This is a genomic window from Citricoccus sp. I39-566 (assembly GCF_031432995.1).
GTDB classification, from domain to species: Bacteria; Actinomycetota; Actinomycetes; order Actinomycetales; family Micrococcaceae; genus Citricoccus; species Citricoccus nitrophenolicus_A.
On record NZ_CP133842.1, the window covers coordinates 2,781,208 to 2,807,088 of the forward strand.

A 25,881-nucleotide genomic window follows, 5' to 3' on the forward strand; every position below is an offset into this window, starting at 1 on the left:
GGCTCAGGCCCCCGCGTTCTCGGCGTTCTCGGTGCCGTTCGCGTTGCTGAGCCGGGCCACGTCCTCGAGGGCGTCCACCGTGCTGCCGCCGGCCACCCGCTGGTCGCGCTCGGTGGCGACCTTCGAGGACAGGCCGAAGATGTCGATGAACCCGCGGGCCGAGGACTGGTCGAACGCATCGCCCTCGTCGTAGGTGGCCAGGTTGAAGTCGTACAGGCCGGTCTCCGAGCGGCGGCCCTGCACGGTGGCGCGGCCGCCGTGCAGCTCCATGCGGATGTCCCCGGAGACGTACTTCTGGGACTCATCGATGAAGACGTCCAGGTTCTTCTTCAGCGGGGAGAACCACTGGCCGTCGTAGACGATCTCGGTCCAGCGCTGGTCCACGGTCTTCTTGAAACGGGCCTGCTCGCGCTCGAGGGTGATGTTCTCCAGCTCCCGGTGGGCCGTCATGAGGGCCATGGCGCCCGGCGCCTCGTAGATCTCGCGGGACTTGATGCCCACGAGGCGGTCCTCCACGATGTCCACCCGGCCGATGCCCTGGGCACCGGCCCGGCGGTTCATCTCCTCGATGATCTGCAGCGCGGAGAGCGTCCGGCCGTCCAGGGCCGTGGGGATGCCCTGCTCGAAGGTCACGGTCACCACGTCCGGGGCCGGCGGGAAGGACGGGTCGTCGGTGTAGTCGTAGACATCCTTGGTGGGGCCGTTCCAGATGTCCTCCAGGAAGCCGGTCTCCACGGCACGACCCCAGACGTTCTGGTCGATCGAGAACGGGTTCTTCTTGGTGGTGACGATCGGCAGCTCATTGCGCTCGGCGTACTCGATGGCCTTGTCACGGGTCAGGGCGAGGTCCCGCACCGGGGCGATGCACTTCAGGTCCGGCCCGAGGGTCTGGATGCCGACCTCGAAGCGCACCTGGTCATTGCCCTTGCCGGTGCAGCCGTGGGCCACGGTGGAGGCGCCGAACTGGCGGGCGGCGGCCACCAGGTGGCGCACGATCACGGGGCGGGAGATGGCGGAGACCAGGGGGTAGGCGTCCATGTAGAGGCCGTTGGCCTTCAGGGTGGGCATGCAGTACTGCTCGGCGAACTCGTCACGGGCGTCGGCCACGTAGGCCTCGACCGCACCGCAGTCCAGCGCACGCTGGCGCACCGTCTCCAGGTCCTCGCCGCCCTGGCCCACGTCCACGGCCACCGCGATCACCTCGGCACCCGTGGCCTCGGCGATCCAGCCGATGGCCACTGACGTGTCCAGTCCGCCCGAGTAGGCCAGGACGATGCGCTCTGTCATTACGTGCTCCTTAGGAGTGCCTGCGTTGCCGCCCCGCAGTCGGGACGGCCGGTCCGCTCTATGCAGCAGTCTACATATTTATGCAGGATTGCCGAAGCCGGGCCGCCAGCTCGTTTCCTCACCGTAATCTGGAGGGATGACAAGCGATACCCCACACCCCGCCCCGGAGCCCACCCCCGAGCTGACGGACGAGCAGCTGGAGTTCCTCAACTCGCTGTTCGACCTGGCGCGCGCGGGCGACGGCCAGCAGCTGCTCCCGGCCATCGACCAGGGCGTACCCGTGAACCTGTCCAACCACAAGGGCGACACCCTGTTGATCCTGGCGACCTACAACAACCACCCGGAGCTCGTCACGGCGCTGATCGAGCGTGGCGCGGAGGTGAACCGGCTCAACGGCCGCGGCCAGTCCGCGCTGTCCTGCGCCGTGTTCGTCCAGAGCGAGGAGTCCGTGCGCGCGCTCCTGGCCGCCGGCGCGGACCCGGACGAGGGACCGGTCAGCGCCCGGGCAGCCGTGGAGATGTTCGGGCTCGACTCCATGCGCGCCCTGCTCGAAGCCCACGCCGGCTCCGGGGACCCTACCGATCCCACCGACCCGGCCGCATGAGAGCACCATGAGAACGCGCCGGAAAATTTGACGTTATCGTTCCGATGCATTTCACTGGTCCTAGTCCTGCTTCGTGATCTTATCGTGATCTGGCAGGAAGCCTGCGGAGCTCCCCCACCTGCACCGTCCCTTGGGAGCCCCGCGCCGTGAACTCCATCGCGGACGGCGGACGGTGCTGCACGGACGGTCGGGGACGACCTGAGCAGTGGTGGGCCGAAACCCTCAAACACCATGCAGAAGACCTCCACTGCCCCCCAGTCCACCCGCGGCACCATCGTCCGCCGCTCCGCCGCCGGCCTGGCCGGCCTCGCGGTGGCCGGTGCCGGCCTGACCGCCCTGTCCGCCCCCGCCACCGCCGCCCCGGCCTCCAGCTGGGACTCCCTCGCCCAGTGCGAGTCCGGCGGCAACTGGTCCATCAACACCGGTAACGGCTACTACGGCGGCCTGCAGTTCTCCCCGAGCTCCTGGCGCGCCGCCGGTGGCTCCGGCATGCCGCACCAGGCCTCCAAGGCCGAGCAGATCCGCGTGGCCGAGAACCTGCTCTCCATGCAGGGCTGGGGCGCCTGGCCCGCCTGCTCCGCCAAGCTGGGCCTGTACGGCAACGGCGGCAGCGCCGAGGTGACCACCCAGTCGGCCGAGTCCTCGTCCCAGACGCAGCAGGCCCCGAAGCAGCAGGCGGCTCCGAAGCAGCAGGCTCCGCAGCAGAAGGCCGCCCCGGCCCAGCAGGCCCCGGTCCAGGAGGAGCGCACCTCCTCCGTCTCCCCGGTGGAGAAGTCCGAGGAGACCATCACCGTCCAGGCCGGTGACACCCTGTCCAAGCTCGCCGAGGCGCACGGCGTCGACGGTGGCTGGGAGGCCCTGTACGCGGCCAACACCGACACGGTGGCCGACGCCAACCTGATCTTCGTCGGCCAGACCCTGCACCTGCCGGCCTGATCCGCAGCACGCAACACGGCAGCACCGGCTGAGCGGCCCCGAGGGCCGTGACCGGGTGAGAAGCGCTGGAGGGGAATGCTCCCCTCCAGCGCTTTTCTGTCTCCACCCGGCGGCCGATAGGGTGCCAGGAGCAGACATCGCGCGGCGCCCACCGGGATCCCGGCGCCTGCGCATCCAGATGACCTTCCTGAGGGGGACTCCTTGACACCGATCACCACCGCCGCACCGCAGCCCCGGCGCCGCCCCCGCCGCCGGACGCTCAGGATCTGGAGCCTGACCTTGCTGGGAACCGCCGCCACCCTCGGCGTGGGCGCCTGCTCCGGTCCCGGCGTGCCGCCCCTTCAGGACGTGTGGCCCGAGGCCTATGCCTCGGTCGAGGACGCCACCTCCGTGGCCGTGGAGGGAGGGGTGGCACAGAGCGGACAGGACATCGCGGTGTCCATGGCCGGCCTGCTCGACGGGTCCTCCTACGCGGGAAACGTCGCCGTGGACGGCGTCGCGATCGAGATCATCGGCAACACCGAGAACACCTACCTGAAGCCCAACACGGCCTTCTACGAACAGAACGGCGGCACCCAGCTGCAGGACATGGTGGGGGAAAAGTGGCTCCTCACCTCCGCCGACGAGGACGCCTTCACCCTCCCCAACCTCTGGGCCTCCGTCATGGAGAAGATTCCCGCCGGGGATGAGTTCGCCGACGCGGACTACACCGCCGAGCAGGCGGAGCTGGACGGCGAGCAGGTCCACAAGTACACCGTCAGCAATGAGGACACCGGGAGGCCGGTCAGCGTCTACCTCTCCCAGGACAACAGGCTGCTGCGTGTCGAGGCCGAGTCCGGCCCGGCTGACAGCCCCTCTCCGACCGCCTCGCCCTCCGCCACGGCGTCCGGCTCCCCCTCCCCCACGGCCGCCGAGTCGTCGGCGACCGGATCCGCCGCCGAGTCCGGCACGGGCACCCTCGACTTCTCCCGGTGGGACGCCGTGGAGCCGGTGGAGATGCCGGCCGAGGACGAGGTCTTCGCCGTCCCGGGGGCGTAGCCGGTCCCCGTTTCCTGCCCGGGCCCTCTGCCCTGCGGCGCGGGTGCGGCTATCCCGCGTACTCGAGGAAGCGTCCGGCCACGGCCACGCCCCCGTCCGGAGCACGGGTGACGATCAGGATCGTGTCATCCCCCGCGATGGTGCCGAGGATGTCCGGCTGGCGGGCCTGGTCGATCACGCTGGCCAGGAACTGCGCCGCACCGGGCGGGGTCCGCAGGATCACGAGGTTGGCGCTGGACTCGGCCGCCACCAGCAGGTCACGGCACAGGCTCACCAGGCGTCCCTCCCAGGCCTCCGGAGGCCTGCGGCCGGCCAGCTCCGGCGTGACGGCGCCCTCCGGCGGCACGTCGTACACCAGCTGGCCGCCCTCCCCCCGGACCCGGTAGGCCCCCAGCTCCACGAGGTCCCGGGAGAGGGTCCCCTGCGTCACGGAGACGCCCCGGTCCCCCAGCGCCGCGAGCAGCTCGGCCTGGCTGTGCACGTCCGTGGAGCCCAGCACCTCCTTGATGGCGGCCTGACGGGCGGTCTTGGTGGACGGGGCGCTCATCGGCCGGTGGTCTCCGGCCCGACGCCGGCCGCGCCCAGTGCTCCGTCCGCCGCTCCGTCCGGCGCCGTCGCCAGCCCAGAGCGGTACAGCAGCCAGGCCATGAGGGCCTTCTGCGCGTGCAGGCGGTTCTCCGCCTCGTCGAAGACCACGGACTGGGGCCCGTCGATGACCTCGGCGGCGACCTCGAAACCCCGATAGGCGGGCAGGCAGTGCAGGAAGATCGCGTCCGGCGCCGCCGTCCCCATCGCCGCGGCATCCACCGCATAGTCGCGGAACAGGGACTGCCGGGCCTCCTTCTCCTCCTCCTGCCCCATCGAGATCCAGGTGTCCGTGACCACCACGTCGGCCCCGTCCAGGGCCTGCGCGGCGTCCGTGGTGACCAGCACCGATCCCCCGGTCTCGGTGGCCCGGTCCTCGGCGGCCGCCACGACCGGCGCCTGGGGCAGGTACCCGGCGGGCCCGGCGATCCGGACATGCATCCCGGCCGTCACCCCGGCCAGCAGGTAGGAGTTGGCCATGTTGTTGGCGGCGTCCCCCAGGTAGGCCATGACCAGACCCTCGGTGCGGCCCTTGTGCTCGCGCACCGTCAGCAGGTCCGCCAGCAGCTGGCAGGGGTGGTAGTCGTCCGAGAGGGCGTTGACCACGGGCACGGTGGCGTGCTCGGCCATCTCCTGAAGCCCCGACTGCGCGAAGGTCCGCCAGACGATCACGGAGACCATCCGGGACAGCACCCGGGCGGTGTCGGCGATGGACTCCTTGTGGCCCAGCTGGGTCTCCCCCGGATTGACGATGAGCGGCTGGCCGCCGAGGTCGGCGATCCCCGCCGCGAAGGACACCCGGGTCCGCGTGGAGGTCTTGTCGAAGAACACGATCCCCGTCTGCGGGCCCGCCAGCGGGCGGTGCCGGAACCGCTCGGCCTTCATCGACTGGGCCAGGTCCAGCACCTCGGACTGCTCGGCCGGGGTGAGATCGGTGTCCACCAGGAAGTGCCGGAGGGTGGCGGCCGGGGCGGCCGGGGCGGGGGTGGTGCTCATGCGCTCGTCTCCTGCGTCGGGGTGGAAGGGGTCTGTGCCGGGGAGTCCGGCCCGAGGGCGGAGGCCAGCAGGGTGGGCAGCTCGGCCACCAGCCGGTCGGCCTCCTGCTCCCCCATCACCAGCGGCGGGGCCAGGCGTAGGGTGTCGGGACCGGTGGCGTTGAGCAGGTAGCCGGCTTCCAGGCCGGCGCGGACCAGGGCGGGTGCCAGGCCGCCGTCGGGCACGGGATGTCCGGAACCGGCGGGCACGGTGACGTCCACGCCGAGGAGCAGTCCGTACTGGCGCACCTCGGCCACGGCGTCCAGCGTGCGCAGACGCTCGGCGAGACGGGCACCCAGGGAGCGGGCGTGCTCCAGCAGCCCCTCCTGCACGATGGTCTCCAGCACGGCCAGCCCGGCCGCCGTGGCCACCGGGTTGCCGCCGAAGGTGGTGCCGTGCTGGCCGGCGGTGAGCAGCTGCGAGGCCCGGGCCCCGAAGCTGATCAGGGCGCCGATGGGGATGCCCCCGCCGAGGCCCTTGGCCAGGGTCATGGCGTCCGGCACCACGGCGGTGTCCTGCCCGGTGACGGCCGGGTTCTGGTGGGCGAACCACGTTCCGGTGCGGCCCGTGCCGGACTGCACCTCGTCGAAGACCAGCAGGGCGCCGTGGCGGCGCGTGGCCTCCCGCGCGGCCTGCAGGTAGCCGGCCGGCCAGCCGTGCACCCCGGATTCGCCCTGCACGGGCTCGAGGATGACGGCGGCCACGGTCTCGTCGACCGCCGCCTGCAGCGCGGCGACGTCCCCGGCCGGGAGGAACTCGATGCCGCCGGGCAGCGGTTCGAAGGGCTCCCGGTAGGCGGGCTTCCAGGTCATGGCCAGCGCCCCCAGCGTGCGGCCGTGGAAGCTGTGCTCCAGGGCCAGGATCCGGGTGCGGCGGCCGGAGGGATCCTCGCGGCCGTGGCGGCGGGCCAGCTTCAGGGCCGCCTCATTGGCCTCCGAGCCGGAGTTGGCGAAGAACACGGTGGAGCCGTCGGGAGCACCGGCGAGGTCCAGGAGCCGCTCGGCCAGCGCGATCTGCGGCTCCGAGGTGAACAGGTTGGAGATGTGCCCGAGGGTACCCAGCTGCTCGGTGACGGCCCGCACGAGGGCGGGATGGGCATGGCCGAGGGCGTTGACGGCGATCCCGCCGAGGAAGTCGGTGTAGCGCCGCCCATCGGCGTCCCAGACGTGCACCCCCTCCCCGCGCACCAGCACGCGGCTGGGGGCGCCGAAGACGCCGGTGAGCGCGGACGTGTAGCGGTGCAGCAGGGCCTCGTTGGACCCGGCGGTGGTCGGTTCAGTCATCATGCTCCGCTCCGGTCGGGGTCGTCCGGCAGGACCTGGGTGCCCACGCCGGCGGTGGTGAAGATCTCCAGCAGCATCGAGTGCGGTTCGCGGCCGTCCACGATGTGCGCCTGCGGGACCCCGCCGTCCACGGCCTGCAGGCACGCGGCCATCTTCGGGATCATGCCGGACTCCAGCGTGGGCAGCAGCCCGCGGAGCTCGCCGGCGCCGAGGGAGGAGACCAGCGAGGTGCGGTCCGGCCAGTTCGAGTAGAGGCCCTCGACGTCCGTGAGGACCACGAGCTTCGAGGCACCCAGCGCCACGGCCAGGGCGGCGGCGGCCGTGTCCGCGTTGACGTTGAGCACGTCCCCGGTGGGCTGCCCGGCGGCATCGACCTCGGGGGCGACGGAGGAGACCACGGGGATCCGGCCGTTGTCCACGAGGTCGCGGATGGCGGTGGGGTTGACCCCGGTGACCTCGCCCACCAGGCCGAGGTCCACGGGCTGGCCGTCCACCTCGGTCCCGGTCCGGCGAGCCCGGAAGAGGGCGGCGTCCTCGCCGGACATCCCGACGGCGTAGGGCCCGTGCCCGTTGAGCAGGCCCACCAGCTCGCGGCCCACCTGACCGGTGAGCACCATCCGGACCACCTCCATGGCCTCGGCGGTGGTGACACGCAGGCCCCCGGCGAACTCGGAGGCGATCCCGAGCCGGTCCAGCATGGTGTTGATCTGCGGGCCGCCGCCGTGCACCACCACGGGGTGGATGCCGCAGTGGTGCAGGAAGACGATGTCCTCGGCGAAGGCCCGGCGCAGCGGTTCCGAGACCATCGCGTTGCCGCCGTACTTGATGACCATGGTGGTCCCGGAGAAGCGTTGGATCCACGGCAGGGCCTCGATCAGCACGGCCGCCTTGGCTGTGGCGTGCTCCGCGGGGAGGGAGGGGGAATCGGGGGATGCGGTCACGGCGGCCCTCAGCTCGAGTACGCGGAGTTCTCATGCACGTAGTCGTGCGTGAGGTCGTTGGTCCAGATGGTGGCCGTCTCGGCGCCCGCGTGCAGGTCGATGACCACGCGCACCTCGCGCGGGGCGAGGTCCACCAGGTCCCGGTCCTCGCCGATGCCGCCGGACCGGCAGATCTGGACGCCGTTCATGGACACGTCCAGCTGATCGGCCTCGAAGCGCGCGCCGGTGGTGCCGACGGCGGAGAGCACGCGGCCCCAATTGGGGTCCTGGCCGAAGATCGCGGCCTTGAACAGGTTGGACCGGGCCACGGCACGCCCGACCTCCTCGGCGTCCTCCTCGGAGGCCGCGTTGACCACCTCGATCGCGATGTCATGGGCGGCGCCCTCGGCGTCAGCGATGAGCTGGCGCGCCAGGTCGGCGCACACCGCGCGGAGCCGCTCCTGGAACTCTGCCGGCTCCGGGGTGGTCCCCGAGGCGCCCGAGGCCATCAGGATGACCGTGTCGTTCGTGGACATGCACCCGTCCGAGTCGGCACGGTTGAACGTGGTCCGCACCGCCTCGCGCAGGGCGCCGTCCAGGGTGTCCTGCGGCAGGACGGCGTCCGTGGTGATGACGACCAGCATGGTGGCCAGCCCCGGTGCCAGCATGCCGGCGCCCTTGGCCATGCCACCCACGGCGTAGCCCCCGCCGGTCATCTCGGCCGTCTTCGCCACGGAGTCGGTGGTCATGATGGCCTCGGCCGCGGCCGGCCCCCCGTCGGCGGACAGGGCGCCCACGGCGTCCCGGACCCCGGACAGCAGCCTCTCCATCGGCAGCCGGAGGCCGATCAGCCCGGTGGAGCAGACCAGGACGTCCGTCCCGGAGACCCCGAGGAGGTCCGCGGCGTGCTCCGCGGTGGCGTGGGTGTCCTGGAACCCCTCCGGCCCCGTGCAGGCGTTGGCGCCGCCGGAGTTGAGCACCACGGCGTCCGCCCGGCCGTCCCCGATCACCTGCCGGGACCAGTGCACCGGCGCGGCCGCCACCCGGTTGGCGGTGAAGACGGCGGCCGCGTGGCGGTCCGGTCCGTCGTTCACGACGACGGCCACGTCCGGCTTCCCGGTCGACTTCAGTCCGGCGGCGACCCCGGAGGAGCGGAATCCCCGGGCGGTGGTGATGCTCATGGTGCGGTCCCCTGCTGGTTCAGTCCCGTCTGCTCGGCGAGGCCGAGGGCGAGGTTCATGGATTGGATGGCGCCGCCGGCGGTGCCCTTGGTCAGGTTGTCCAGGGCGGCGGAGACGATGACGCGGCCGGCGTGGGCGTCCACGGCCAGCTGCATGACCACGTGGTTGGACCCCAGCACGGACTGCGTGGAGGGCCACTGCCCCTCGGGCAGCATGTGGACGAAGGCCTCCGCAGCGTAGGCCTGCTCCCAGGCGGACCGGACACGGCCGGCGTCGACCCCGGGCTTGATCCGGGCGGTGGCCGTGGCGAGGATGCCGCGGGGCATGGGCGCCAGCGTCGGGGTGAAGGACACGGTGACGGGCTCCCCCGCCGCCTGGCTCAGGCCCTGCTCGATCTCCGGGGTGTGGCGGTGTCCGCCGCCCACGCCGTAGGGGCTCATGGACCCCATGACCTCGCTGCCGAGCAGGTGCGGCTTGAGGGACTTGCCGGCCCCGGAGGTCCCGGTGGCCGCCACGATCACCACGTCCTGGGCCTCCAGCAGTTCCGCGGTGAACCCGGGGGCCAGTGCCAGCAGGCACGTGGTGGGGTAGCAGCCCGGGACCGCGATGCGGGACGCGCCCTCCAGCTGCCGACGCTGGCCGGGCAGCTCGGGCAGGCCATAGGGCCAGGTGCCGGCGTGGGGCGAACCGTAGAACTGCTCCCAGGCCTGGGCGGACTCGAGCCGGTGGTCGGCGCCGGCGTCGATCACCAGGGTGCTCGGCGAGCGGGACTCGAGCTCGGCGGCGAGGGCTCCGCTGGCGCCGTGGGGCAGGGCCAGGAACACCACGTCATGGCCGGAGAGCACCTCGGCCGTGGTCTCGGACAGGACGCGGTCCGCCAGGGCGTGCAGGTGTGGCTGGAGCGCGCCCAGCCGCTCCCCGGCGTTGGAGTGCGCCGTGATGGCCCCGATCTCCACCTCGGGGTGGGCGATCAGGAGGCGGAGGACCTCTCCCCCGGCATAACCGCTGGCTCCGGACACGGCGACTGTGTGGCTCATGGGCCCATGCTAGGGGAAATATGCAGTGTTGCCAATATTTATGCAAGACGGGTGACCGGGACCGCGCCCCCGGATACGGTAGGCACCATGATCGAGGAATCCCTGCCCACCAGCCAGCACGCCGTGCGCGTGGACGTCTCCGGCGGCCCCGAGGTCCTGCAGTGGCGGCAAGTCCCGGTGCCGAGCCCGGCCCCCGGCGAGGTGCTGGTCCGGACCGCGGCCGCCGGCCTGAACTTCATCGAGACCTACCAGCGCTCCGGCGTGTACCGCATGGCCCATCCCTTCATCCCCGGCTCGGAGGGCTCGGGGACGGTGGTGCGGCTCGGCGAGGGCGTCGAGACGGTCTCCCCCGGGGACGTGGTCGCCACGGCCGCCGGATCCGGTACCTACGCCGAGTACTTCACCGCGCCGGCGGGCCAGTTGCTCCCCGTCCCGGCGGGCGTGGACCCCGTGGCCGCCGCTGCCATCCCGCTGCAGGGCATGACGGCCCACTACCTGTGCCGGTCCACCTACCCCGTGGAGTCCGGCCAGACCGTGCTGGTGCATGCCGGGGCCGGGGGCGTGGGCCTGTTGCTCACGCAGCTGTGCGTGGCCCGCGGTGCCACGGTCATCACCACCGCCTCCACCCTTCAGAAGAAGGAGCTGTCCCGGCAGGCCGGTGCGAGCGAGGTCCTCGACTACACGGGCTTCGCGGCGCGGGTCCGCGAGCTCACCGGCGGCGAGGGCGTCCACGCGGTGTTCGACGGCGTGGGGCGGGACACCTTCGACGAGTCCCTGGACTCGCTGCGGGTCCGCGGCACTCTGGTGCTCTTCGGTGGGTCCTCCGGCCAGGTCCCGCCCTTCGACCTGCAGCGACTCAACGGCGCGGGCTCGCTCTACGTCACCCGGCCGTCCCTCGCCTACTACACGCGCACCGCCGAGGAGACGCGGTGGCGGGCGGAGGAGCTCTTCGCCGCCCACGGCGCCGGGACACTGGACTTCCGGGTGGGGGCCACCTACCCGCTGTCCGAGGCCGGCCGGGCACAGGCGGACCTCGAGTCCCGCCGGACCACCGGCAAGTCCCTCCTGCTGCCGTGATCCGGGCCCCAGAGTCTCCGGCGGCACCGGGAATCACGGTAGGATCACAGGCATTCTTTCAGCGTTTCACCTTTTTCGAGGCACCGTCCTCCGACCGGGAAGTAGGCCTCACGCCACCGTGACCATCCACGCACCGCAGTTGCCCGCCGCCGAGAAGGCGCCGCCGGCCCGCACCCTGGTGGACATCCTGGTGGCCACGGCCGAGCGGCACCCGGAGGCACCGGCCCTCGACGACGGCGACACCGTGCTGTCCTATGCCGAGCTGCTGGACGAGGTCAAGGCCACGGGCCGGGCCCTGCACGGGGCGGGGCTCGGCGCCGGAGACCGGATCGGCATCCGCATCCCCTCGGGCACGGTCGAGCTCTACATCGCCATCCTGGCCACCCTGTACATCGGGGCCGCCTATGTCCCCGTGGACGCGGACGATCCGGACGAGCGGGCCTGGCTGGTCTTCTCCGAGGCCGGGGTCGCCGCCATCCTCGGTGCCGAGGGTCGGGTGCAGACCTCCTCGAAGCGCCCCAAGCCCTTCCCCTCGCCGCGGCCGGCCCGGCTCGACGACGATGCGTGGATCATCTTCACCTCCGGCTCCACGGGGACCCCCAAGGGGGTCGCGGTCACCCACCGGAATGCCGCGGCCTTCGTGGACGCCGAGGCGCGGATCTTCCTGCAGGACGACCCGCTCGGCCCGGACGACCGCGTCCTGGCCGGCCTCTCGGTGGCCTTCGACGCCTCCTGCGAGGAGATGTGGCTGGCCTGGCGCCACGGCTCCTGCCTGGTGCCCGCCCCGCGCTCGCTCGTGCGGTCCGGCATGGACCTCGGTCCCTGGTTGGTCTCCCGCTCCATCAACGTGGTCTCCACCGTGCCCACCCTGGCCGCGCTGTGGCCCCCGGAGGCCCTCGAGAACGTCCGGTTGCTGATCTTCGGCGGGGAGGCCTGCCCGCCGGACCTCGCGGCGCGGCTGGCCGAGGACGAACGCGAGTTGTGGAACACCTACGGCCCCACGGAGGCCACCGTGGTGGCCTGTGCCGCCCCCATGGACGGCACCGGCCCGGTGCGCATCGGCCTGCCGCTGGACGGCTGGGACCTCGCGATCGTGGACCCCGCCACCGGTGTCCCCGTGGCGGAGGGAGAGACCGGCGAGCTGATCATCGGCGGCGTGGGGCTGGCGCGCTACCTCGACCCCGCCAAGGACGCCGAGAAGTACGCCCCGCTGCCCACCCTCGGCTGGGACCGCGCCTACCGCTCCGGCGACCTCGTGGTCTGGGACCGGCAGGGACTGCTGTTCGTGGGCCGCGCCGACGAGCAGGTCAAGCTCGGCGGTCGCCGCATCGAGCTGGGCGAGATCGACGCCGCGCTGCAGGCCCTGCCGGGCATCGCCGGCGGAGCCGCCGCCGTCAAGACGACCCCCGCCGGAACCCAGCTGCTCATCGGGTACCTGGCCGTGCCGACGTCGGGACCCGAGCCCGACCTGAAGGCCTACCGGAAGCACCTCGAGAAGGACCTGCCCGGCGCCCTGGTCCCCCGGCTGGTCACGGTGGACACCCTGCCCACCAAGACCTCCGGCAAGGTGGACCGCAACGCCCTGCCGTGGCCGCTGCCCGGCCAGGCCGGACAGGGTTCGGGCCACGGCGGCTCGGGACCGAGCGCCGAGCTGCCCGTGGACCCCGAGTCCCCCGGCGGCTGGGTGCTCACGCACTGGGCCGAGGTGCTGGGATCCGCCCCGGAGGACCTGGACACCGACTTCTTCACCTCCGGCGGCGGCTCCCTGGCCGCCGCGCAGCTGGTGTCCCGGCTCCGCACCCGGTACCCCCACGTCACCGTGCGGGACATCTACGCCCACCCGCGGGCCGGCGCCCTCCTGGAGGCGGTCACCGGCAACGACGGACAGCCCGTGAAGCCGGCCGACCCCGTGGAAGCCCGGCCCGTGGCCCGAACCGCCCGCAGGGCCCAGGTCTTCCAGACGCTGATGGGCATCCCGCTGGTGGTCCTCGTGGCCCTGAGATGGGTGGTCTACCTGGCCGCCGGCTCCAACCTCGCCGCCGCCTGGGGCCTCCTGCCCGAGGCGGCGAGCGTGTCCTGGTGGTGGGTGCTGGCCGGCTGGCTGGTCTTCGTCTCCCCGCCGGGACGCATGGCGATCTCGGTGGTCGCCGCCCGACTGCTGCTGCGCGGACTGAGGCCGGGCTCCTACCCGCGGTCCGGCAGGGTGCACCTGCGCCTCTGGCTCGCCCAGCACATCTCCGACCTCGTGGACCCGGTGTCCCTCGGCGGTGCCCTCTGGGTCCCCACCTACGCCCGGCTCCTCGGGGCCAGGATCGGCCGCCACGTGGACCTGCACTCGGTCCCGCCGATCACGGGCCTGCTGGACCTCGGCACGGGCAGCTCGATCGAACCCGAGGTGGATCTCTCGGGCTACTGGATCGACGGCGACGTGGTGCACATCGGCGCCATCACCGTGGGCGAAGAGGCCGTGGTCGGTTCCCGGTCCACGCTGATGCCCGGGGCCACGATCGGCTCGGGAACGGTCGTCCAGGCTGGCTCCACCGTGATCGGCAGGACCAAGGACGGCCTCGAGTACGCCGGCTCCCCCGCCCAGCGGCTCGGCAAGGCCGCCTACCGGGGCCCCAACATCGAGCCGCCCCGGGCCACCGGATGGCTCGTGCTCTCCACGATCGGCTCGGGCGTCCTGGCCCTGCTGCCCTTCGCCGCCGCGGCCCTGGCCGCCCTAGTGGGCGCGTGGTCCCTGACGTGGTGGCCGGACTGGTCCGCCGACGGCGCCGGGACCGCCCCCGAGACCCTCGTGGGCTCCGCCGGCCGCCTGCTCGCGGCCAGCCCGCTGATCGCCGCCGTGTGGTTCGGGGCGAACATGCTGTTCACCGTGCTCTCCGTGCGGCTGCTGTCCCTCGGGGTGACCGAGGGGTTCCACGCCGTGCGCTCCCGCATCGGCTGGCAGCTGTGGGCCACCGAACGGGTGCTGGACACGGCCCGGGACCTGCTCTTCCCCCTCTATGCCTCCCGCTTCACGCCCACCTGGCTGCGCTGGCTCGGCGCGAGCGTCGGGACCAATGTGGAGGCCTCCACCGTCATCCTGCAGCCGGCCCTCACCGAGATCGGGGACGGGGCGTTCCTGGCCGACGACACCATGCTCGGCTCCTACGAGCTCTCCCGCGGCTGGATGTACGTGGGCCACGCCAAGGTGGGCAAGAGGTCCTTCCTGGGCAACTCGGGCATGCTGGCCGCCGGCCACAAGCTCTCGAAGAACTCCCTGGTGGCCGTGCTGTCCGCCACCCCGAAGAAGACCAAGCCGGGGTCCTCCTGGCTGGGCTCCCCGCCCGTGCGCCTGCGCCGCACCGAGGTGGAGGCGGAGGACGCCCTCACCTACGATCCGCCGGCCCGGCTCAAGCGGGCCCGCAGCGGCTGGGAGTCCCTGCGGCTGCTGGCCGTGTGGACCTCGGCGATCATCGCCCTGGGCGTGGCCGTGGCCCTGGAGGGGCTGGCCCAGTTCGGCGGCGGCGCCGCGGCGGGCCCCGGCCCCGGTGGCTGGTGGTTGGCCGTGGTCCTGGGCGGCGTGGTGCTGATGCTCGCCGGGGCCCTGGCGGCCGGCAGCTCGGTGCTGGCCAAGAAGGTGTTCGTCGGACGGGTCGAGGCCGGCGAGCATCCCCTGTGGAGTTCCTTCATCTGGCGCAACGAGGTGGCGGACACCTTCACGGAGATGGTGGCGGCCCCCTGGTTCGGCCGGCTGGCCTCCGGCACGCCCTCGCTGGTCTGGTGGCTCCGGGCCCTCGGCGCGAGGATCGGCCACGGCGCCTGGATCGAGTCCTACTGGCTCCCGGAGGCGGACCTCGTCACCCTGGGCGACTCCGCCACCGTGAACCGCGGCTCCGTGGTGCAGACGCACCTGTTCCACGACCGCGTGATGTCCCTGGACACCGTGGCCCTCGGCGAGGGATCCACCCTGGGCCCGAACTCCGTGATCCTGCCGGCCGCCTCGATCGACGACGGCGCCACCGTGGGCGCCGGTTCCCTGATCATGCGCGGCGAGATGGTCCCCGGCCACTCCTGGTGGACCGGCAACCCGGTGGCCCCGTGGAAGGGTCCCAAGGTGAAGGGGCGGGCCGCGGCCATCACTAGACTGGAGCGGCTCGAGGAGAAGGCGGAGCGCGCCGCCGAGCGTCAGGCAGCGACCCCCGAGGAGGACACCAGCCCGTGAGTGAAGAGAACCCGGCACTCCCCGATCCCTATGTCCCCGGATCGGGAACCGGCGACTTCACGGTCGGGCACTACGACCTCCAGCTCGAGGTCAAGCTGGCCGCCAACCGGATCGCCGGCAGGGCCCGCCTGGAGGGCACCGTGCTGCAGGCCCTGCAGCGGGTCGAGCTGGACCTGCACGCCCTTTCCGTGGGCAAGGTCGCCGCCCGGTCCGGCCGGGACACCGTCAAGGTGACCAGGACGACGGCGCGCAACGGCCGCCTCGTCATCGAGCTGGGCACCGAGCTGGAGGCCGGCGCGGACCTGAGCCTGGAGATCTCCTACTCCGGGGTCCCCCGCATGCTCCGGGGCCTGTGGGGCGAGATCGGCTGGGAGGAGCTCGAGGACGGCGTCCTCGTGGCCGGACAGCCCAACGGCGCCCAGACCTGGTTCCCCTGCGTGGACCACCCCTCGGTCAAGTCGACGTACAGCATCGCCGTCAGCACGGACGCCGGCTACCTGCCCGTGTGCAACGGCACCCCCACCGGCCACCGGCGCCGCTCCTCGCGGGAGGAGTGGACCTGGGAGCTGCAGGAGCCCGCGCCGAGCTATCTCGTCACGGTCCAGATCGGCCGCTACCGGCTCGTGGCGGTCCCCGAGCACGACGCCGACCCCGAGACCCCCGCGGGCGCCGCCCCGGTGTTCCTGGCCACCTCGCCGGCCCTCCTGGGGCGCGCGCAGGACGCGCTCGGGCTCCAGACGCGCATGATGGACTGCTTCAGCCGCCACTACGGCCCCTACCCCTTCGACCGGTACACCGCGGTGGTGACCGACGACGAGCTCGAGATCCCGCTGGAGGCCGCGTCCCTGTCCATCTTCGGGTCCAACCACCTGGACGGGTCCTGGGCCTCGGAGCGGCTGGTGGCGCACGAACTGGCCCACCAGTGGTTCGGCAACGCCCTGACGCTGCGCCAGTGGAGGGACATCTGGCTCCACGAGGGCTTCGCCTGCTACAGCGAATGGGTGTGGGGCCAGGAGTCCGGACACGCCTCCCTCCGCACGCAGGCCCGGCGGGCCTGGCGGGGACTGTTCCTCAAGCCCCGGACGGTCGTGGTCGCCGATCCCGGTCCGGAGCTGATGTTCGACGACCGGATCTACAAGCGCGGCGCCCTGACCCTGTACGCCCTGCGCTGTGCGATCGGGAGCGAGGTCTTCGCCGAGCTGATCCGCTCCTGGGTGGCCGAGCACCGGCACGGCTCGGTGGACACCGCCCTGTTCCTGGCCCACGCCGAGCGGCACGCCCGGACGGCCGGACAGCCGGAGGGACTCGCCACCGAGGCGGTGTCCCCGTGGCTGTTCGCCTCCGAGCTGCCCTCCTTCCCCGCCGTCGAGACGCCCTAGCCCGAACCGGGCGGTGGCGAGCCGGTACGTATGATGGATCCGTGGTGAACAAAGTTCAGCAGCGTCAACTGATGGGCGCCTACATCCGTCAGCAGCGGCGCATCGCGGACTTGTCCATGCGGCAGATGTCCGCCATGGTGGGGATCTCGAACCCCTACCTCTCCCAGATCGAGCGCGGGCTGCGCGCCCCCTCCGAGGCGGTGGCCGCCGGCATCGCCACCGCCCTGGGCGTCGGCGTCGACGAACTCTACGAGCAGGATTCCGGCGACCCGGGTTCCGGCGTGCCGGGTCCGACGGAGGCCGGCGGCCCGGGACCGGAGGCGGCCGACCCGGAACCGGCCGACCCGCAGGCGGCCGACGTGCTCGCCGCGATCCACGAGGCCCAGGAGCTCACGCCGGAGCAGCGGACCTCGCTGGCCGAGATCTACCGGTCCTTCGTGCGCTCCAATCGGAGCGACTGACCCGCGTGGGCCTGACCGGGTCCGGCTGCGGCCGGCTAGGTCTGGCTCGGCTCGTCGGTCAGCAGCTCGGGGTCGTCCTCCGGCGCCGGCGTGGACAGCGCCCCCATCTCCGCGAAGATGACCGGCCAGTGCGTGGCCAGCGCCTCGTGGCTCATGAAAACCCCAGGTGGCCGCTCGTGGCGGACTGACGGCCGAGGTGCTCCGGCGCCGTGGAGACGTGCTCGGCCAGGGCCCACACCTGGTCCGCGGGGGTGATGTGATCGGTGCGCCCGGCCATGAGGAACAGCGGGCAGTCGATGTCCTTCAGGTCCACCCTCCTTCCCTCCACCTCCAGGTCGCCCGTGATCAGTGAGCGCTCCACGTACGCAGAGTCATCCAGATGGGTCAGCAGCTGCAGCGAGCGGGACAGCTCCTCGTCCGGTTGCAGGGCCTTGAACCCGTCCAGCAGGAACCGGCCCGGCAGGATGCCGTCGTTCGCCGAGACGGCGGAACGGAAGTAGGGCATGTCGCCCTCCGGGGCGAGCACGGTGAGCCAGTCGTGGGTCAGGGGCTCGCCGGCGTGGAAGTCAATGGGGGCCCGGTGATCGCCAGCGAGTTCACCCGGCGCGGGTGCAGGGCCGCGAAGATCGTGGCCAGCCAGCCGCCCTGGCAGTCACCGACCAGATTGACCCTGCCGCCCAGCAGGTCGGTCACCTCGCGCAGCAGCTCCATGTAGTCCTCGATCCCGGCGTCCCTGGTCTGAGCGGTGGCCCCGATCCAGTCCATGCTGAGGATCCGGGCACAGCCGTTCTCGCGACCGACCATGATCTGGCTCTGGTCCTCGGCGAAGTCGACGATGCTCGAGGCGTGTCCGGCCTGCGGCCGCAGGATCACCGTGGGGATCTGGCGGGGATCGGCGTCCGGGGCGGAATAGTCGCGCAGCCGGGCCAGGGGCCACTCCCCGACCACGCTCTGCTGCGCCTCATGGGCCCACAGCAGACGCTGGCGGGCCGCCAGGGCCACGTTCCATCGGCCGAGGTCCTGCATCAGCTCCCAGGGGGTGGCGCCGCGGCGGAAGGCACCGGTCCAGTAGTCGATGGGGGATGTGTTCAGGGTGTTCCAGGCGCCCACGCCCGCGGCGAACATCGAGTCGATGACGGCGGGCGGGACGGCGGACACGGTGGGGCCTGATATCACTCTGGAGTTCGGAGCCGTGGGGCAGCAACGCCGAACGGCCCTGCCGAATCCGCCGTGACCACGAGGATGGATTGCCTGCTCGCGGCGAAGTCCACCTTCTGGCCGCGCAGGCGCACGCGGCCCCGGGCCAGGCGGTTCTCCTTGTACACCCACGTCACCCACTGCCGGAAGGCGCGCATCGGGAAGTTCGGGGTGTCCGCCACCCACCGGGCCATGGGCTGGTAGCTGCTCCGGTCCGCCGTGCCGTCCTGCACCTGCCGGAACAGCCGCAGGGGCGTGCCGACGTAGTTCGGCGCCGGCTTGAGCAACTTGTTGACGGTGTCCACGGAGGAGCCCGGCAGGAATGCCCCGTACTGGCCCGGCCAGTCGGTGTCCACCTCGTCATTGCCGAGCAGCGACTCGCAGGTGGTGTTGGCCGCGTCGAACGGCATGGTGAGCGGGATCCAGTTCCGGACCGGGGCGTCCAGGGTGACGGAGAGGTACATCCCCGTCAGCACGGCTCCGATGCACCAGCCGATCAGGGTGATCTCCTCGGCGCCGCTGGCCCGCCGCACCTCGCGGACCGCCCGGGGGATGTGCTCCAGGGCGAAATCATCCAGTCCGGTCTCCGCGTCCCCCTCGTCCGCATAGCCCCAGTCCACGAGGAAGACGTCATAGCCCTCGTCCAGCAGGAATTCGACGAAGGAGTTGCCCGGCCGCAGATCGAAGATGTCCGGGCGGTTGATGAGGGCGAACGTCAGCAGGACCGGCACCGGGTGCCGGCGCCGGGAGCTGCGGTAGCGGTAGAGGGTGGTCTTCCGGTAGGTCCAGAGGCCGTGGTCAGCTGGATGTTGGTGTACTTCCAGAGTGCGGACGGCAGCCCGGCCATCTCTCTCATCGGCGACCACATGGGTCAGTCCCCCTGGTCCGCGGCGGAGCCACGGTGGCGCCGGCGATCCTCGGCCAGCTCCTCCTCCAGGCGTTCGACCGTCTCCAGGACGGCTTCCAGCTTGTCCTCGTTGCGGGCCAGCTGGCGGTGCAGGGAGACCACGTCCGCCCGGCCCGCGACCCGCGCGTTGCGGACCGCGAGGTCCATGACGCCGTTGCCGATCCGGTTCAGGGCCACGAGGTTCCCGGCGGCCTGTCCCAGCATCTCGCCGAAGGCCTTCGTGTTCACGACCTCCTCCAGCGCGGGGGCCGCCGTGGACAGGAAGTCGTCCATGAGCCGGCGGAATTGCTGGGATCCGTTGGTGCTGGATTCTTCGGACATGCGGCCGTCTCGTCTGCGGGGCATGGCCGGTCACGGGGCGCCCCACCTCGTCCCTAGGCCGCCGCGGAGTCGCGCAGGAGGCACACCATTCCGGTCAGTCCCTCCCCCGGGGATCCGCCGGGCCAGTGCTCGCCCGGGACCACCACGGCCTCCGGGTGGCCGGGGATCCGCGGCGTCAGCGTTCCCGGCTCCGTCACCCGGACACCGGAGGGGTCACCCTCGAACCCGGTGCCGAAGGCCTTGACCACGGCCTCCTTGAGGGACCAGAGCGCCGCCCGGACGGCGGGCTGCTCCGCGGCCGGGCACCGGGAGACGACGTCGGCCTCGCCGGGTGAGTAGGCGACCTCCCCGAGACCTGAGGCCGTCTGGAAGGCCGGGGCGCCGATGACCTCGAGGTCGACCCCGATGCGCCACCCCCGGACGGCCGCCGCGGGCTCGACCCACGCCGTGGCCAGCCAGCCGCCGGCGCGGCTGAAGCTCACCGCGGGCAGCGGAGCCGACCCGCTCGCGCCGGTGAGGGCGCCCGGTCCCCTCCGGCGCCGGGCGAGTGGGCTGTAGGCCAGTTCCGGGGCACCATGGTCCTGCGCGCCGCACCGGGGACAGTGATGGACCACCGTGAAGGTGCCCGGACGGTGTCCGAGGGAGACCGCGAGGAAGTCCAGGGCCTCGCGCCGCTGGTCGCCGGCCCGGGGACCCGTGAGGACCACGTGCCACCCCGGCACGGGGTCCCCGGCGGTCTCCATGGCGGCTCCCGTCCTAGCGCTGGACGGCGCCGTGGCGGCGTGCGGCCAGCTCGGTGGCGGCGGCGCGGGCCGCCGAGGCCTCGTCGGCGGTCAGCGTCCGGTCCGGGGCCCGGAACCGCAGCGAGAACGCCAGGGACTGGTGCCCCTCCTCCACGCCCGGACCCGAGTAGACATCGAAGAGGGCGGCGTCCTCGAGCAGCTCCCCGGCCCCCTCGCGCAGCGTGGCCAGCACGTCGCCGGCCACCACGTCGTCCGCGACCACGAGGGCCACGTCCTGACTGGTCGCGGGGAAGGTGGACAGCGGCCCAGCCACCACCACACCGGCCGCGGCCGCCACGAGCGCGTCCAGGTCCAGCTCCATGGCCACGGTCCGCGCCGGCAGGTCAGCGTCCTCGAGCCAGGCCGGCAGCAGCTCGCCGGCCACGCCCACCTCGATCCCGGTGGCGCCGGCACCATCGGAAACCTCGGCGGTGCCGGATCGGTGCTGCGCCGGGGCGAGCCGCAGCTCGGCGGTCCGGCCCGGGTGGAAGGCCTGGTGGCGGCCCTGGACCACCTGCAGCTCCACCCCGAGGAGGGCGGCGACGTCCTGGGCGGCCCCGAGGGCGTCCTGCCAGTCGACGGCCCGCGGCGCGTGGCCGGGTCCCGGCGCCGAGTCGTGGCCGGTGAACACGGCGGCCACGCGCCGGGGCTGGTCCGGGATACCGGCGTCCAGGCCGGCCAGGACCTCGTCGTCCGGGCGGCGGCCCAGCGGCGGGATCGAGGCCGAGCCGAGCGGCCCCTGGGGCAGGAACACGAGCCCGGACTCGTAGAGGGCGAGGTCGCGGAAGCCACGCGAGTGGTTGCGGCGGGCGATGTCCAGCAGCCCCGGCAGCAGGGAGGTGCGCAGGTAACCGAACTCGGCCGAGATCGGGTTGGCCAGGTGCACCATCTGCTGGCGCGAGCCCTCCTGCTCGGTGGCCGATCCGAAGAACCGGTTCTGGGCCTCGGAGACGAAGGGGTACGCCAGCACCTCGGTCAGCCCGGCATCGGCGAGTCCCTGGACCACGCGTCGCCGGGCCGCCTGCTCCCGCGTCAGCCCACGGCCGGGAGGGGCCACCGGGAGGGTCGAGGGAATCTGGTCGTACCCGATCAGCCGGGCGATCTCCTCGACCAGGTCTTCACGGATCTCCAGGTCATGGCGCCAGGACGGCGCGGTGACGGTGAAGACCGAGCCGGCCGGGCCGGCGTCGGGCACCAGGCCCTGCCCACCGGCGGTCCCGCCGGCGCGCCGGACCGTGGCCCCCAGCTCCCGCAGGACGTCCTCGACCTGCTGCTCCGTGTACTTGATGCCCAGGCGCGCGCCCGGGTAGGCGGCGGGCAGCTCGATGACCCGGGACTCGGGGCGGGTGCCCACGTCCGTGATGCCGGGCCCCGGCGTGCCGCCGGCCAGCTCGACGAGCAGCTGCACGGCCCGCTCGGCCGCCTCGTCCGCGATCTCCCAGTCGACGCCGCGCTCGTTGCGCTTGGAGGCCTCGGAGGGGAGCCGGTGCCGGCGGCGGGTGCGGCCCATGGAGACGGGATCGAAGTGCGCCGACTCGATCAGCACGGTGGTGGTGGACCCGGAGACCTCGGTCTGGCCGCCGCCCATCACCCCGGCCAGGCCGATCGGTCCGGAGCCGTCCGTGATGAGCAGGTCCTCGGCAGACAACGTGCGGTCCTTGCCATCGAGCGTGGTCAGCCGCTCGCCGGCGGCGGCGCGACGGACCACGATCGGGCCCTGCAGCCTCTCCGCGTCATAGAAGTGCAGGGGCTGGCCGAGCTCCCACATGACGTAGTTGGAGATGTCGACCGCCAGGGAGATGGACCGCATGCCGGCCAGGCGCAGCCGCTGGGCCATCCACGGCGGGGTCGGCCTGGACGCGTCGATCCCGGTGACGGTGCGGGCCACAAAGCGGTCGCAGCCGGGGACGCCGTAGATGGGCCCGGCGTCCTCCAGGCGGACCGGGAACCCCTTGCCGTCGGGCACCGGTGCCGTGACCAGGGAGGCTGGATCGGTGAACGGCAACCCGGTGGCATGGGCGTACTCGCGGGCCACGCCGCGGATGGAGAAGGCGTAGCTGCGGTCCGCGGTCACGTTGATCTCCGCGGCCTCGTCCCGCAGGTGCAGCAGCTCGAGGACGTCGGTGCCGGGCTCCGGGTCGTTGCCGTGCTCGGCCGAGAGGCCCACGGTGGACAGCACGATGATGCCGTCATGGTCCTCTCCCAGGCCCAGCTCGCGGGCGGAGGCGATCATGCCCGCCGAGACGTGGCCGTAGGTCTTCCGCGGGGAGATCCGGAAGTCCCCGGGCAGCACGGCCCCCGGCAGGGTGACGATGACCTTGTCCCCCACCTGGAAGTTGTGGGCGCCGCAGACGACCCCCTGGACGCCGGAGGGGTCGATGCCCTCGCCGGTCAGGGTCTGCTCGGCGCCCTCTGGGACCACCCGGACCTGGCACCAGTTGATGGTCTTGCCATTGGACTGCGGCTCGGGGACCATCTCCAGCACCTCACCGACCACGATGGGCCCGGACAGCTCGTCCGCGGGGCGGTGGACGCCCTCCTCCTCGAAGCCGACCCTCACCAGGTCGGCCATGACGTCCTCGGCGGTGGCGTCCGCGGGGACGGGGACGAATTCACGAAGCCATGACAGCGGGATACGCATGAGTGGTTCAGATCTCCATTCCGAAGTGCTGGGAGAAGCGGACGTCGCCCTCGATCATGTCCCGCATGTCCGGGACCTCGTTGCGGAACATCAGCGTGCGTTCCACGCCCATGCCGAAGGCGAAGCCGGAGTACACCTCCGGGTCCAGGCCGGCCGCGCGCAGCAGGTTGGGGTGGACCATGCCGCAGCCGCCCCATTCGATCCACTGCGGGCCGCCCTTGGCGCCGGGGTGCCAGATGTCCATCTCGGCGCTGGGCTCGGTGAAGGGGAAGAAGTTGGGGCGCAGCCGGATCCTGGCCTCCGGGCCGAACATCTGCCGGGCGAAGTACTCCAGGGTGCCGCGCAGGTCCGCCATGGTCAGGCCCTCGTCCACGGCCAGGCCCTCGAACTGGTGGAACACGGGGGTGTGCGTGGCGTCCAGCTCGTCCGTGCGGAAGGTCCGCCCGGGGCACAGCACGTAGACGGGGGCGCCCCACTCCAGCATGGCGCGCATCTGCACCGGCGAGGTGTGGGTGCGCAGCAGCAGGTGTGCCTCGGGCGGGTCCACGAAGAAGGTGTCCTGCATCTCCCGGGCCGGGTGGTCCGGCTTGAAGTTCAGGGCGTCGAAGTTGAACCACTCGGACTCGACCTCGGGGCCCTCGGCGATCTCCCAGCCCATGCCGATGAAGATGTCCGAGACGCGTTCCTGCAGCACGGAGAGCGGGTGCCGGGCCCCCACGCGGCGGCGGCGCACGGCGGTGGTGACGTCCACGGTCTCCTCCACGAGCAGGCGCGCGGCGTGCTCGGCCTCGAGGACCTCCGTGCGGGCGGCGAGCGCGGCGTCCAGGGACTTGCGGGCACCGCCCATGAGCTTGCCGGCCGTCGCCTTCTGCTCCTTGGGCAGCCTGCCGATCCCCCGGTTGGCCAGGGTCAGCGGGGCCTTCTCCCCCGTGTGGGCCAGCCGGGCCGTCTTGAGTCCCTCGAGGTCCCTGGCGGCCGCGAAGGCGGCCACGGCGTCCGCGACGGCGGCGTTCACCGCGGCCTCGTCCGCCGGGGAGATCTCCGGCCCGGTGGGCTCTGGCTGATCGACAGGGGAGTGGTCCGTCATGGCGGGATTCGACCTTCGTGCTCTGATGCTCAAGAAATCATTACGAGTTTTACCTTGGGTGGCCGCCCGCACCCGGCGGGAGGCCCCGATCAGTCTAGTCAGCCCGGCGGCCGCCGGCGCACACCGGTCTCCTATGCTTCAACCATGCCGTCTGCCCTGCCCGCCCGGCTCCGCCTGCGTCAGCTGTGGAACGCCGCCAACCTGACGACCCCGCTGGGACTGGCGCTGGCCCTGAGTGCCGGCTGCCGGGTCCGGCGCGGTCCGGGCGGGTTGCTGCTCGCGTTCGGCTACCGGTGGGGATTTCCCGACGGCGGCGCCTTCACCGTGGGCAATACGGTGCTGTTCCGGCCCCACACCGCCCCGACCGCCCGGCTGTTGGCGCACGAGTCGCGGCACGCCACCCAGTACGCGTGGTGCCTGGGCCTGCCGTTCCTGCCGCTGTACTTCGCCGCGGCCGGGTGGTCGCTGCTGCGCACGGGGGATCCGGCCTCGAGGAACCCGTTCGAGCGCCACGCGGGGCTGGTGGGCGGCGGCTACCGCGAGCGCCCCGTCCGGTGGCCGCGGCGGACCGGGTGACCGCCGCTGACTAGGATCAGGGGTGGTCCGCACCGGGCCGCTCCCCGCCCCGCCGTCCTGTCCCCTGCCCACTGCCCACCCCAGGAGTCACCACGCGCCGCCCACCCGTAGCCAGCCCGATCCTGCCCTGGATCATCGTCGGCATCGTCATCCTGGCCCTCAACCTCCGGGCGCCCATCATCGCGCCCACGGCCATCCTGGGGGACATCCAGGCCGGGACCGGGCTCAACGCCATCGGGGCGGGCCTGCTGACGGGCCTGCCGATCCTGCTGTTCGCGGTGGCCACGCCGCTGGCCACGCGGACCATCGGCCGCTGGGGTTCCGAGGCCACGGTCCTCGCCTGCCTGGCGGGCGTGCTGGCCGGCACCGTGCTGCGCTCGGTGGGCCCGGGCTGGCTGGTCCTGGCCGGCACCGCCGTGATCGGCCTGTCCCTGACGCTGGGGAACATCGTGGTGCCCGTCATCATCCGCCGGGAGGTCCCCTGGGACCGCGTCTCCCTGGCGACCGGCCTGTACTCGGCCGGCATGAACGTGGGGTCGATGGCCACCCTGCTCGGCACCGGCCCCCTGGCCGCAGCGGTCGGCTGGCGGTGGGCCCTCGCTCTGTGGGGCGTGCTGACCGTCATCGGCCTGGGGTACTGGACGGCGCTCGTGCGTCGGCGGATCCGGAGCGGTCCGGCGCCCTCCGGCGGGGACGGATCCTCCGGGGGACCTGACGCCGCCGACGCCGCGACCCCTGCCGAGCGGCCGATCGACACGCGGCCCCCACCCCGGTTCCGCCGGGTCATGTGGCTGCTGGTCATCGCCTTCAGCGGGCAGTCGGCCGGCTACTTCACCACCACCACGTGGCTGCCCTCCATCCTGTCCGACTCCCAGGGATTGGACACCGCTGGCTCCGGTGCCACGGCGTCCCTGTTCCAGGTGGCCGCGATCGTGGGGGCCCTGGGCGTGCCGCTGCTGGCGGCCCGGACCCGGCCGTGGGTCCCGATGGCGGCCGTGGCCGTGCTGTGGCTGTCCCTGCCGGTGGGTCTGCTGCTGGTCCCGGAGGCCTACGCGCTGTGGTCGGTCACGGGCGGGGTGGCCCAGGGCGGGGGCTTCACGGCCATCTTCTCCATCATCGCCCGGATGGCCCGCACCGACCGTGAGGCCGCCTCCGGCTCCGCCTGGGTCCAGACCGGCGGCTACCTGGCCGCCACCGTGGCACCGCCGGCGGCCGGCTGGCTCCACACCACCACCGAAGGCTGGACGGCGCCGATCCTACTCGTCCTCGGGGCCACGCTCGCCTTCACCGTCGCTGGGCTCCTGGCCGCCCGGGCCTCGGTGCGGCCGCCCTCCGCCTAG

The 25,881-nt window shown here is 72.6% G+C and carries 23 protein-coding genes; 9 read left to right on the forward strand and 14 right to left on the reverse strand.

Annotated features, from left to right (window positions below):
- Window positions 1–3 precede the first annotated feature (3 nt).
- On the reverse strand, window positions 4–1,287 hold the full coding sequence (locus RE421_RS12725) for an argininosuccinate synthase (protein WP_309810520.1): 1,284 nt from the start codon (window positions 1,285–1,287) through the stop codon (window positions 4–6).
- Between the two features lie 136 nt (window positions 1,288–1,423).
- Between RE421_RS12725 and RE421_RS12730 the strand changes: the two genes are divergently transcribed.
- The 3 genes from RE421_RS12730 (at window position 1,424) to RE421_RS12740 (ending at window position 3,865) form a co-directional block, all read left to right on the forward strand.
- On the forward strand, window positions 1,424–1,891 hold the full coding sequence (locus RE421_RS12730) for an ankyrin repeat domain-containing protein (protein WP_309810522.1): 468 nt from the start codon (window positions 1,424–1,426) through the stop codon (window positions 1,889–1,891).
- A gap of 231 nt (window positions 1,892–2,122) precedes the next feature.
- Window positions 2,123–2,827, forward strand: coding sequence for a transglycosylase family protein (locus RE421_RS12735; RefSeq protein WP_309810524.1), 705 nt, complete (start codon window positions 2,123–2,125; stop codon window positions 2,825–2,827).
- Window positions 2,828–3,028: 201 nt separating this feature from the next.
- Entirely contained in the window at window positions 3,029–3,865 is an 837-nt protein-coding gene (locus RE421_RS12740) for a hypothetical protein (protein ID WP_309810526.1), read from the forward strand.
- Between the two features lie 49 nt (window positions 3,866–3,914).
- Here RE421_RS12740 and RE421_RS12745 read toward each other — a convergent pair whose 3' ends face one another.
- The 6 genes from RE421_RS12745 to argC are packed head-to-tail and all read right to left on the reverse strand — an operon-like array spanning window position 3,915 to window position 9,906.
- Window positions 3,915–4,412 carry an arginine repressor gene (locus tag RE421_RS12745; protein ID WP_309810527.1) on the reverse strand — a complete coding sequence of 166 codons (498 nt, stop codon included), beginning with the start codon at window positions 4,410–4,412 and terminating at the stop codon, window positions 3,915–3,917.
- Entirely contained in the window at window positions 4,409–5,446 is a 1,038-nt protein-coding gene (gene argF / locus RE421_RS12750) for an ornithine carbamoyltransferase (RefSeq protein WP_309810530.1), read from the reverse strand. The genes RE421_RS12745 and argF overlap by 4 nt, the downstream gene beginning before the upstream one ends.
- Window positions 5,443–6,768, reverse strand: coding sequence for an acetylornithine transaminase (locus RE421_RS12755; RefSeq protein WP_396134657.1), 1,326 nt, complete (start codon window positions 6,766–6,768; stop codon window positions 5,443–5,445). Before RE421_RS12755 ends, argF begins: the two co-directional genes overlap by 4 nt.
- Window positions 6,768–7,709, reverse strand: coding sequence for an acetylglutamate kinase (gene argB, locus RE421_RS12760; protein ID WP_396134499.1), 942 nt, complete (start codon window positions 7,707–7,709; stop codon window positions 6,768–6,770). Before argB ends, RE421_RS12755 begins: the two co-directional genes overlap by 1 nt.
- Window positions 7,710–7,717: 8 nt before the next feature.
- Window positions 7,718–8,869, reverse strand: a complete 1,152-nt coding sequence (argJ, locus tag RE421_RS12765; protein WP_309810535.1) for a bifunctional glutamate N-acetyltransferase/amino-acid acetyltransferase ArgJ — start codon at window positions 8,867–8,869, stop codon at window positions 7,718–7,720.
- Window positions 8,866–9,906 (reverse strand): N-acetyl-gamma-glutamyl-phosphate reductase, encoded by a 1,041-nt coding sequence (argC, locus tag RE421_RS12770; RefSeq protein ID WP_309810539.1) that lies wholly within the window; start codon window positions 9,904–9,906, stop codon window positions 8,866–8,868. The genes argJ and argC overlap by 4 nt, the downstream gene beginning before the upstream one ends.
- 87 nt (window positions 9,907–9,993) lie before the next feature.
- On the opposite strand from argC, the gene RE421_RS12775 reads away from it, so the two are divergent.
- From RE421_RS12775 to RE421_RS12790, 4 genes are all read left to right on the forward strand, one after another.
- A complete protein-coding gene (locus tag RE421_RS12775; RefSeq protein WP_309810542.1) occupies window positions 9,994–10,983 on the forward strand; it encodes a quinone oxidoreductase in 990 nt (329 codons plus the stop codon).
- Window positions 10,984–11,101: 118 nt separating this feature from the next.
- Window positions 11,102–15,190 carry a Pls/PosA family non-ribosomal peptide synthetase gene (locus tag RE421_RS12780; protein ID WP_309810545.1) on the forward strand — a complete coding sequence of 1,363 codons (4,089 nt, stop codon included), beginning with the start codon at window positions 11,102–11,104 and terminating at the stop codon, window positions 15,188–15,190.
- Window positions 15,187–16,569 (forward strand): M1 family metallopeptidase, encoded by a 1,383-nt coding sequence (locus RE421_RS12785; RefSeq protein WP_309810547.1) that lies wholly within the window; start codon window positions 15,187–15,189, stop codon window positions 16,567–16,569. The genes RE421_RS12780 and RE421_RS12785 overlap by 4 nt, the downstream gene beginning before the upstream one ends.
- A gap of 41 nt (window positions 16,570–16,610) precedes the next feature.
- Window positions 16,611–17,030, forward strand: a complete 420-nt coding sequence (locus RE421_RS12790) for a helix-turn-helix transcriptional regulator (RefSeq protein WP_309810549.1) — start codon at window positions 16,611–16,613, stop codon at window positions 17,028–17,030.
- 151 nt (window positions 17,031–17,181) lie between these two features.
- Here the strand turns inward: RE421_RS12790 and RE421_RS12795 are convergent, their stop codons facing one another.
- The 7 genes from RE421_RS12795 to pheS are packed head-to-tail and all read right to left on the reverse strand — an operon-like array spanning window position 17,182 to window position 23,965.
- Window positions 17,182–17,535: a hypothetical protein gene (locus RE421_RS12795; protein WP_309810551.1), complete on the reverse strand. Its 354-nt coding sequence runs from the start codon at window positions 17,533–17,535 to the stop codon at window positions 17,182–17,184.
- A 38-nt stretch (window positions 17,536–17,573) separates the two neighbouring features.
- Window positions 17,574–18,188, reverse strand: a complete 615-nt coding sequence (locus tag RE421_RS12800; RefSeq protein WP_309810555.1) for an alpha/beta fold hydrolase — start codon at window positions 18,186–18,188, stop codon at window positions 17,574–17,576.
- A gap of 14 nt (window positions 18,189–18,202) precedes the next feature.
- A complete protein-coding gene (locus RE421_RS12805) occupies window positions 18,203–19,093 on the reverse strand; it encodes an alpha/beta fold hydrolase (protein ID WP_309810557.1) in 891 nt (296 codons plus the stop codon).
- A gap of 5 nt (window positions 19,094–19,098) precedes the next feature.
- Window positions 19,099–19,455, reverse strand: a complete 357-nt coding sequence (locus tag RE421_RS12810; RefSeq protein ID WP_309810560.1) for a hypothetical protein — start codon at window positions 19,453–19,455, stop codon at window positions 19,099–19,101.
- 53 nt (window positions 19,456–19,508) lie between these two features.
- Window positions 19,509–20,198: a 4'-phosphopantetheinyl transferase superfamily protein gene (locus RE421_RS12815; protein WP_309810562.1), complete on the reverse strand. Its 690-nt coding sequence runs from the start codon at window positions 20,196–20,198 to the stop codon at window positions 19,509–19,511.
- A 13-nt stretch (window positions 20,199–20,211) separates the two neighbouring features.
- On the reverse strand, window positions 20,212–22,878 hold the full coding sequence (gene pheT / locus RE421_RS12820; protein WP_309810565.1) for a phenylalanine--tRNA ligase subunit beta: 2,667 nt from the start codon (window positions 22,876–22,878) through the stop codon (window positions 20,212–20,214).
- A 7-nt stretch (window positions 22,879–22,885) separates the two neighbouring features.
- Window positions 22,886–23,965 carry a phenylalanine--tRNA ligase subunit alpha gene (pheS, locus tag RE421_RS12825; protein WP_309810567.1) on the reverse strand — a complete coding sequence of 360 codons (1,080 nt, stop codon included), beginning with the start codon at window positions 23,963–23,965 and terminating at the stop codon, window positions 22,886–22,888.
- 144 nt (window positions 23,966–24,109) lie between these two features.
- Between pheS and RE421_RS12830 the strand changes: the two genes are divergently transcribed.
- Window positions 24,110–24,541 (forward strand): DUF4157 domain-containing protein, encoded by a 432-nt coding sequence (locus RE421_RS12830; protein WP_309810569.1) that lies wholly within the window; start codon window positions 24,110–24,112, stop codon window positions 24,539–24,541.
- A gap of 179 nt (window positions 24,542–24,720) precedes the next feature.
- On the forward strand, window positions 24,721–25,881 hold the full coding sequence (locus tag RE421_RS12835) for an MFS transporter (protein ID WP_309817408.1): 1,161 nt from the start codon (window positions 24,721–24,723) through the stop codon (window positions 25,879–25,881).

Excerpts from the sequence above, each read along its gene's own strand:
- RE421_RS12745 (WP_309810527.1), bottom strand. The coding sequence starts at position 4,412 with ATGAGCGCCCCGTCCACCAAGACCGCCCGTCAGGCCGCCATCAAGGAG.
- RE421_RS12815 (WP_309810562.1), bottom strand. The coding sequence starts at position 20,198 with ATGGAGACCGCCGGGGACCCCGTGCCGGGGTGGCACGTGGTCCTCACG.
- argC (WP_309810539.1), bottom strand. The coding sequence starts at position 9,906 with ATGAGCCACACAGTCGCCGTGTCCGGAGCCAGCGGTTATGCCGGGGGA.
- RE421_RS12795 (WP_309810551.1), bottom strand. The coding sequence starts at position 17,535 with ATGCCCTACTTCCGTTCCGCCGTCTCGGCGAACGACGGCATCCTGCCG.
- pheS (WP_309810567.1), bottom strand. The coding sequence starts at position 23,965 with ATGACGGACCACTCCCCTGTCGATCAGCCAGAGCCCACCGGGCCGGAG.
- RE421_RS12775 (WP_309810542.1), top strand. The coding sequence starts at position 9,994 with ATGATCGAGGAATCCCTGCCCACCAGCCAGCACGCCGTGCGCGTGGAC.
- RE421_RS12735 (WP_309810524.1), top strand. The coding sequence starts at position 2,123 with ATGCAGAAGACCTCCACTGCCCCCCAGTCCACCCGCGGCACCATCGTC.
- RE421_RS12810 (WP_309810560.1), bottom strand. The coding sequence starts at position 19,455 with ATGTCCGAAGAATCCAGCACCAACGGATCCCAGCAATTCCGCCGGCTC.
- RE421_RS12830 (WP_309810569.1), top strand. The coding sequence starts at position 24,110 with ATGCCGTCTGCCCTGCCCGCCCGGCTCCGCCTGCGTCAGCTGTGGAAC.
- argJ (WP_309810535.1), bottom strand. The coding sequence starts at position 8,869 with ATGAGCATCACCACCGCCCGGGGATTCCGCTCCTCCGGGGTCGCCGCC.
- RE421_RS12755 (WP_396134657.1), bottom strand. The coding sequence starts at position 6,768 with ATGACTGAACCGACCACCGCCGGGTCCAACGAGGCCCTGCTGCACCGC.
- argF (WP_309810530.1), bottom strand. The coding sequence starts at position 5,446 with ATGAGCACCACCCCCGCCCCGGCCGCCCCGGCCGCCACCCTCCGGCAC.
- RE421_RS12725 (WP_309810520.1), bottom strand. The coding sequence starts at position 1,287 with ATGACAGAGCGCATCGTCCTGGCCTACTCGGGCGGACTGGACACGTCA.
- RE421_RS12730 (WP_309810522.1), top strand. The coding sequence starts at position 1,424 with ATGACAAGCGATACCCCACACCCCGCCCCGGAGCCCACCCCCGAGCTG.
- pheT (WP_309810565.1), bottom strand. The coding sequence starts at position 22,878 with ATGCGTATCCCGCTGTCATGGCTTCGTGAATTCGTCCCCGTCCCCGCG.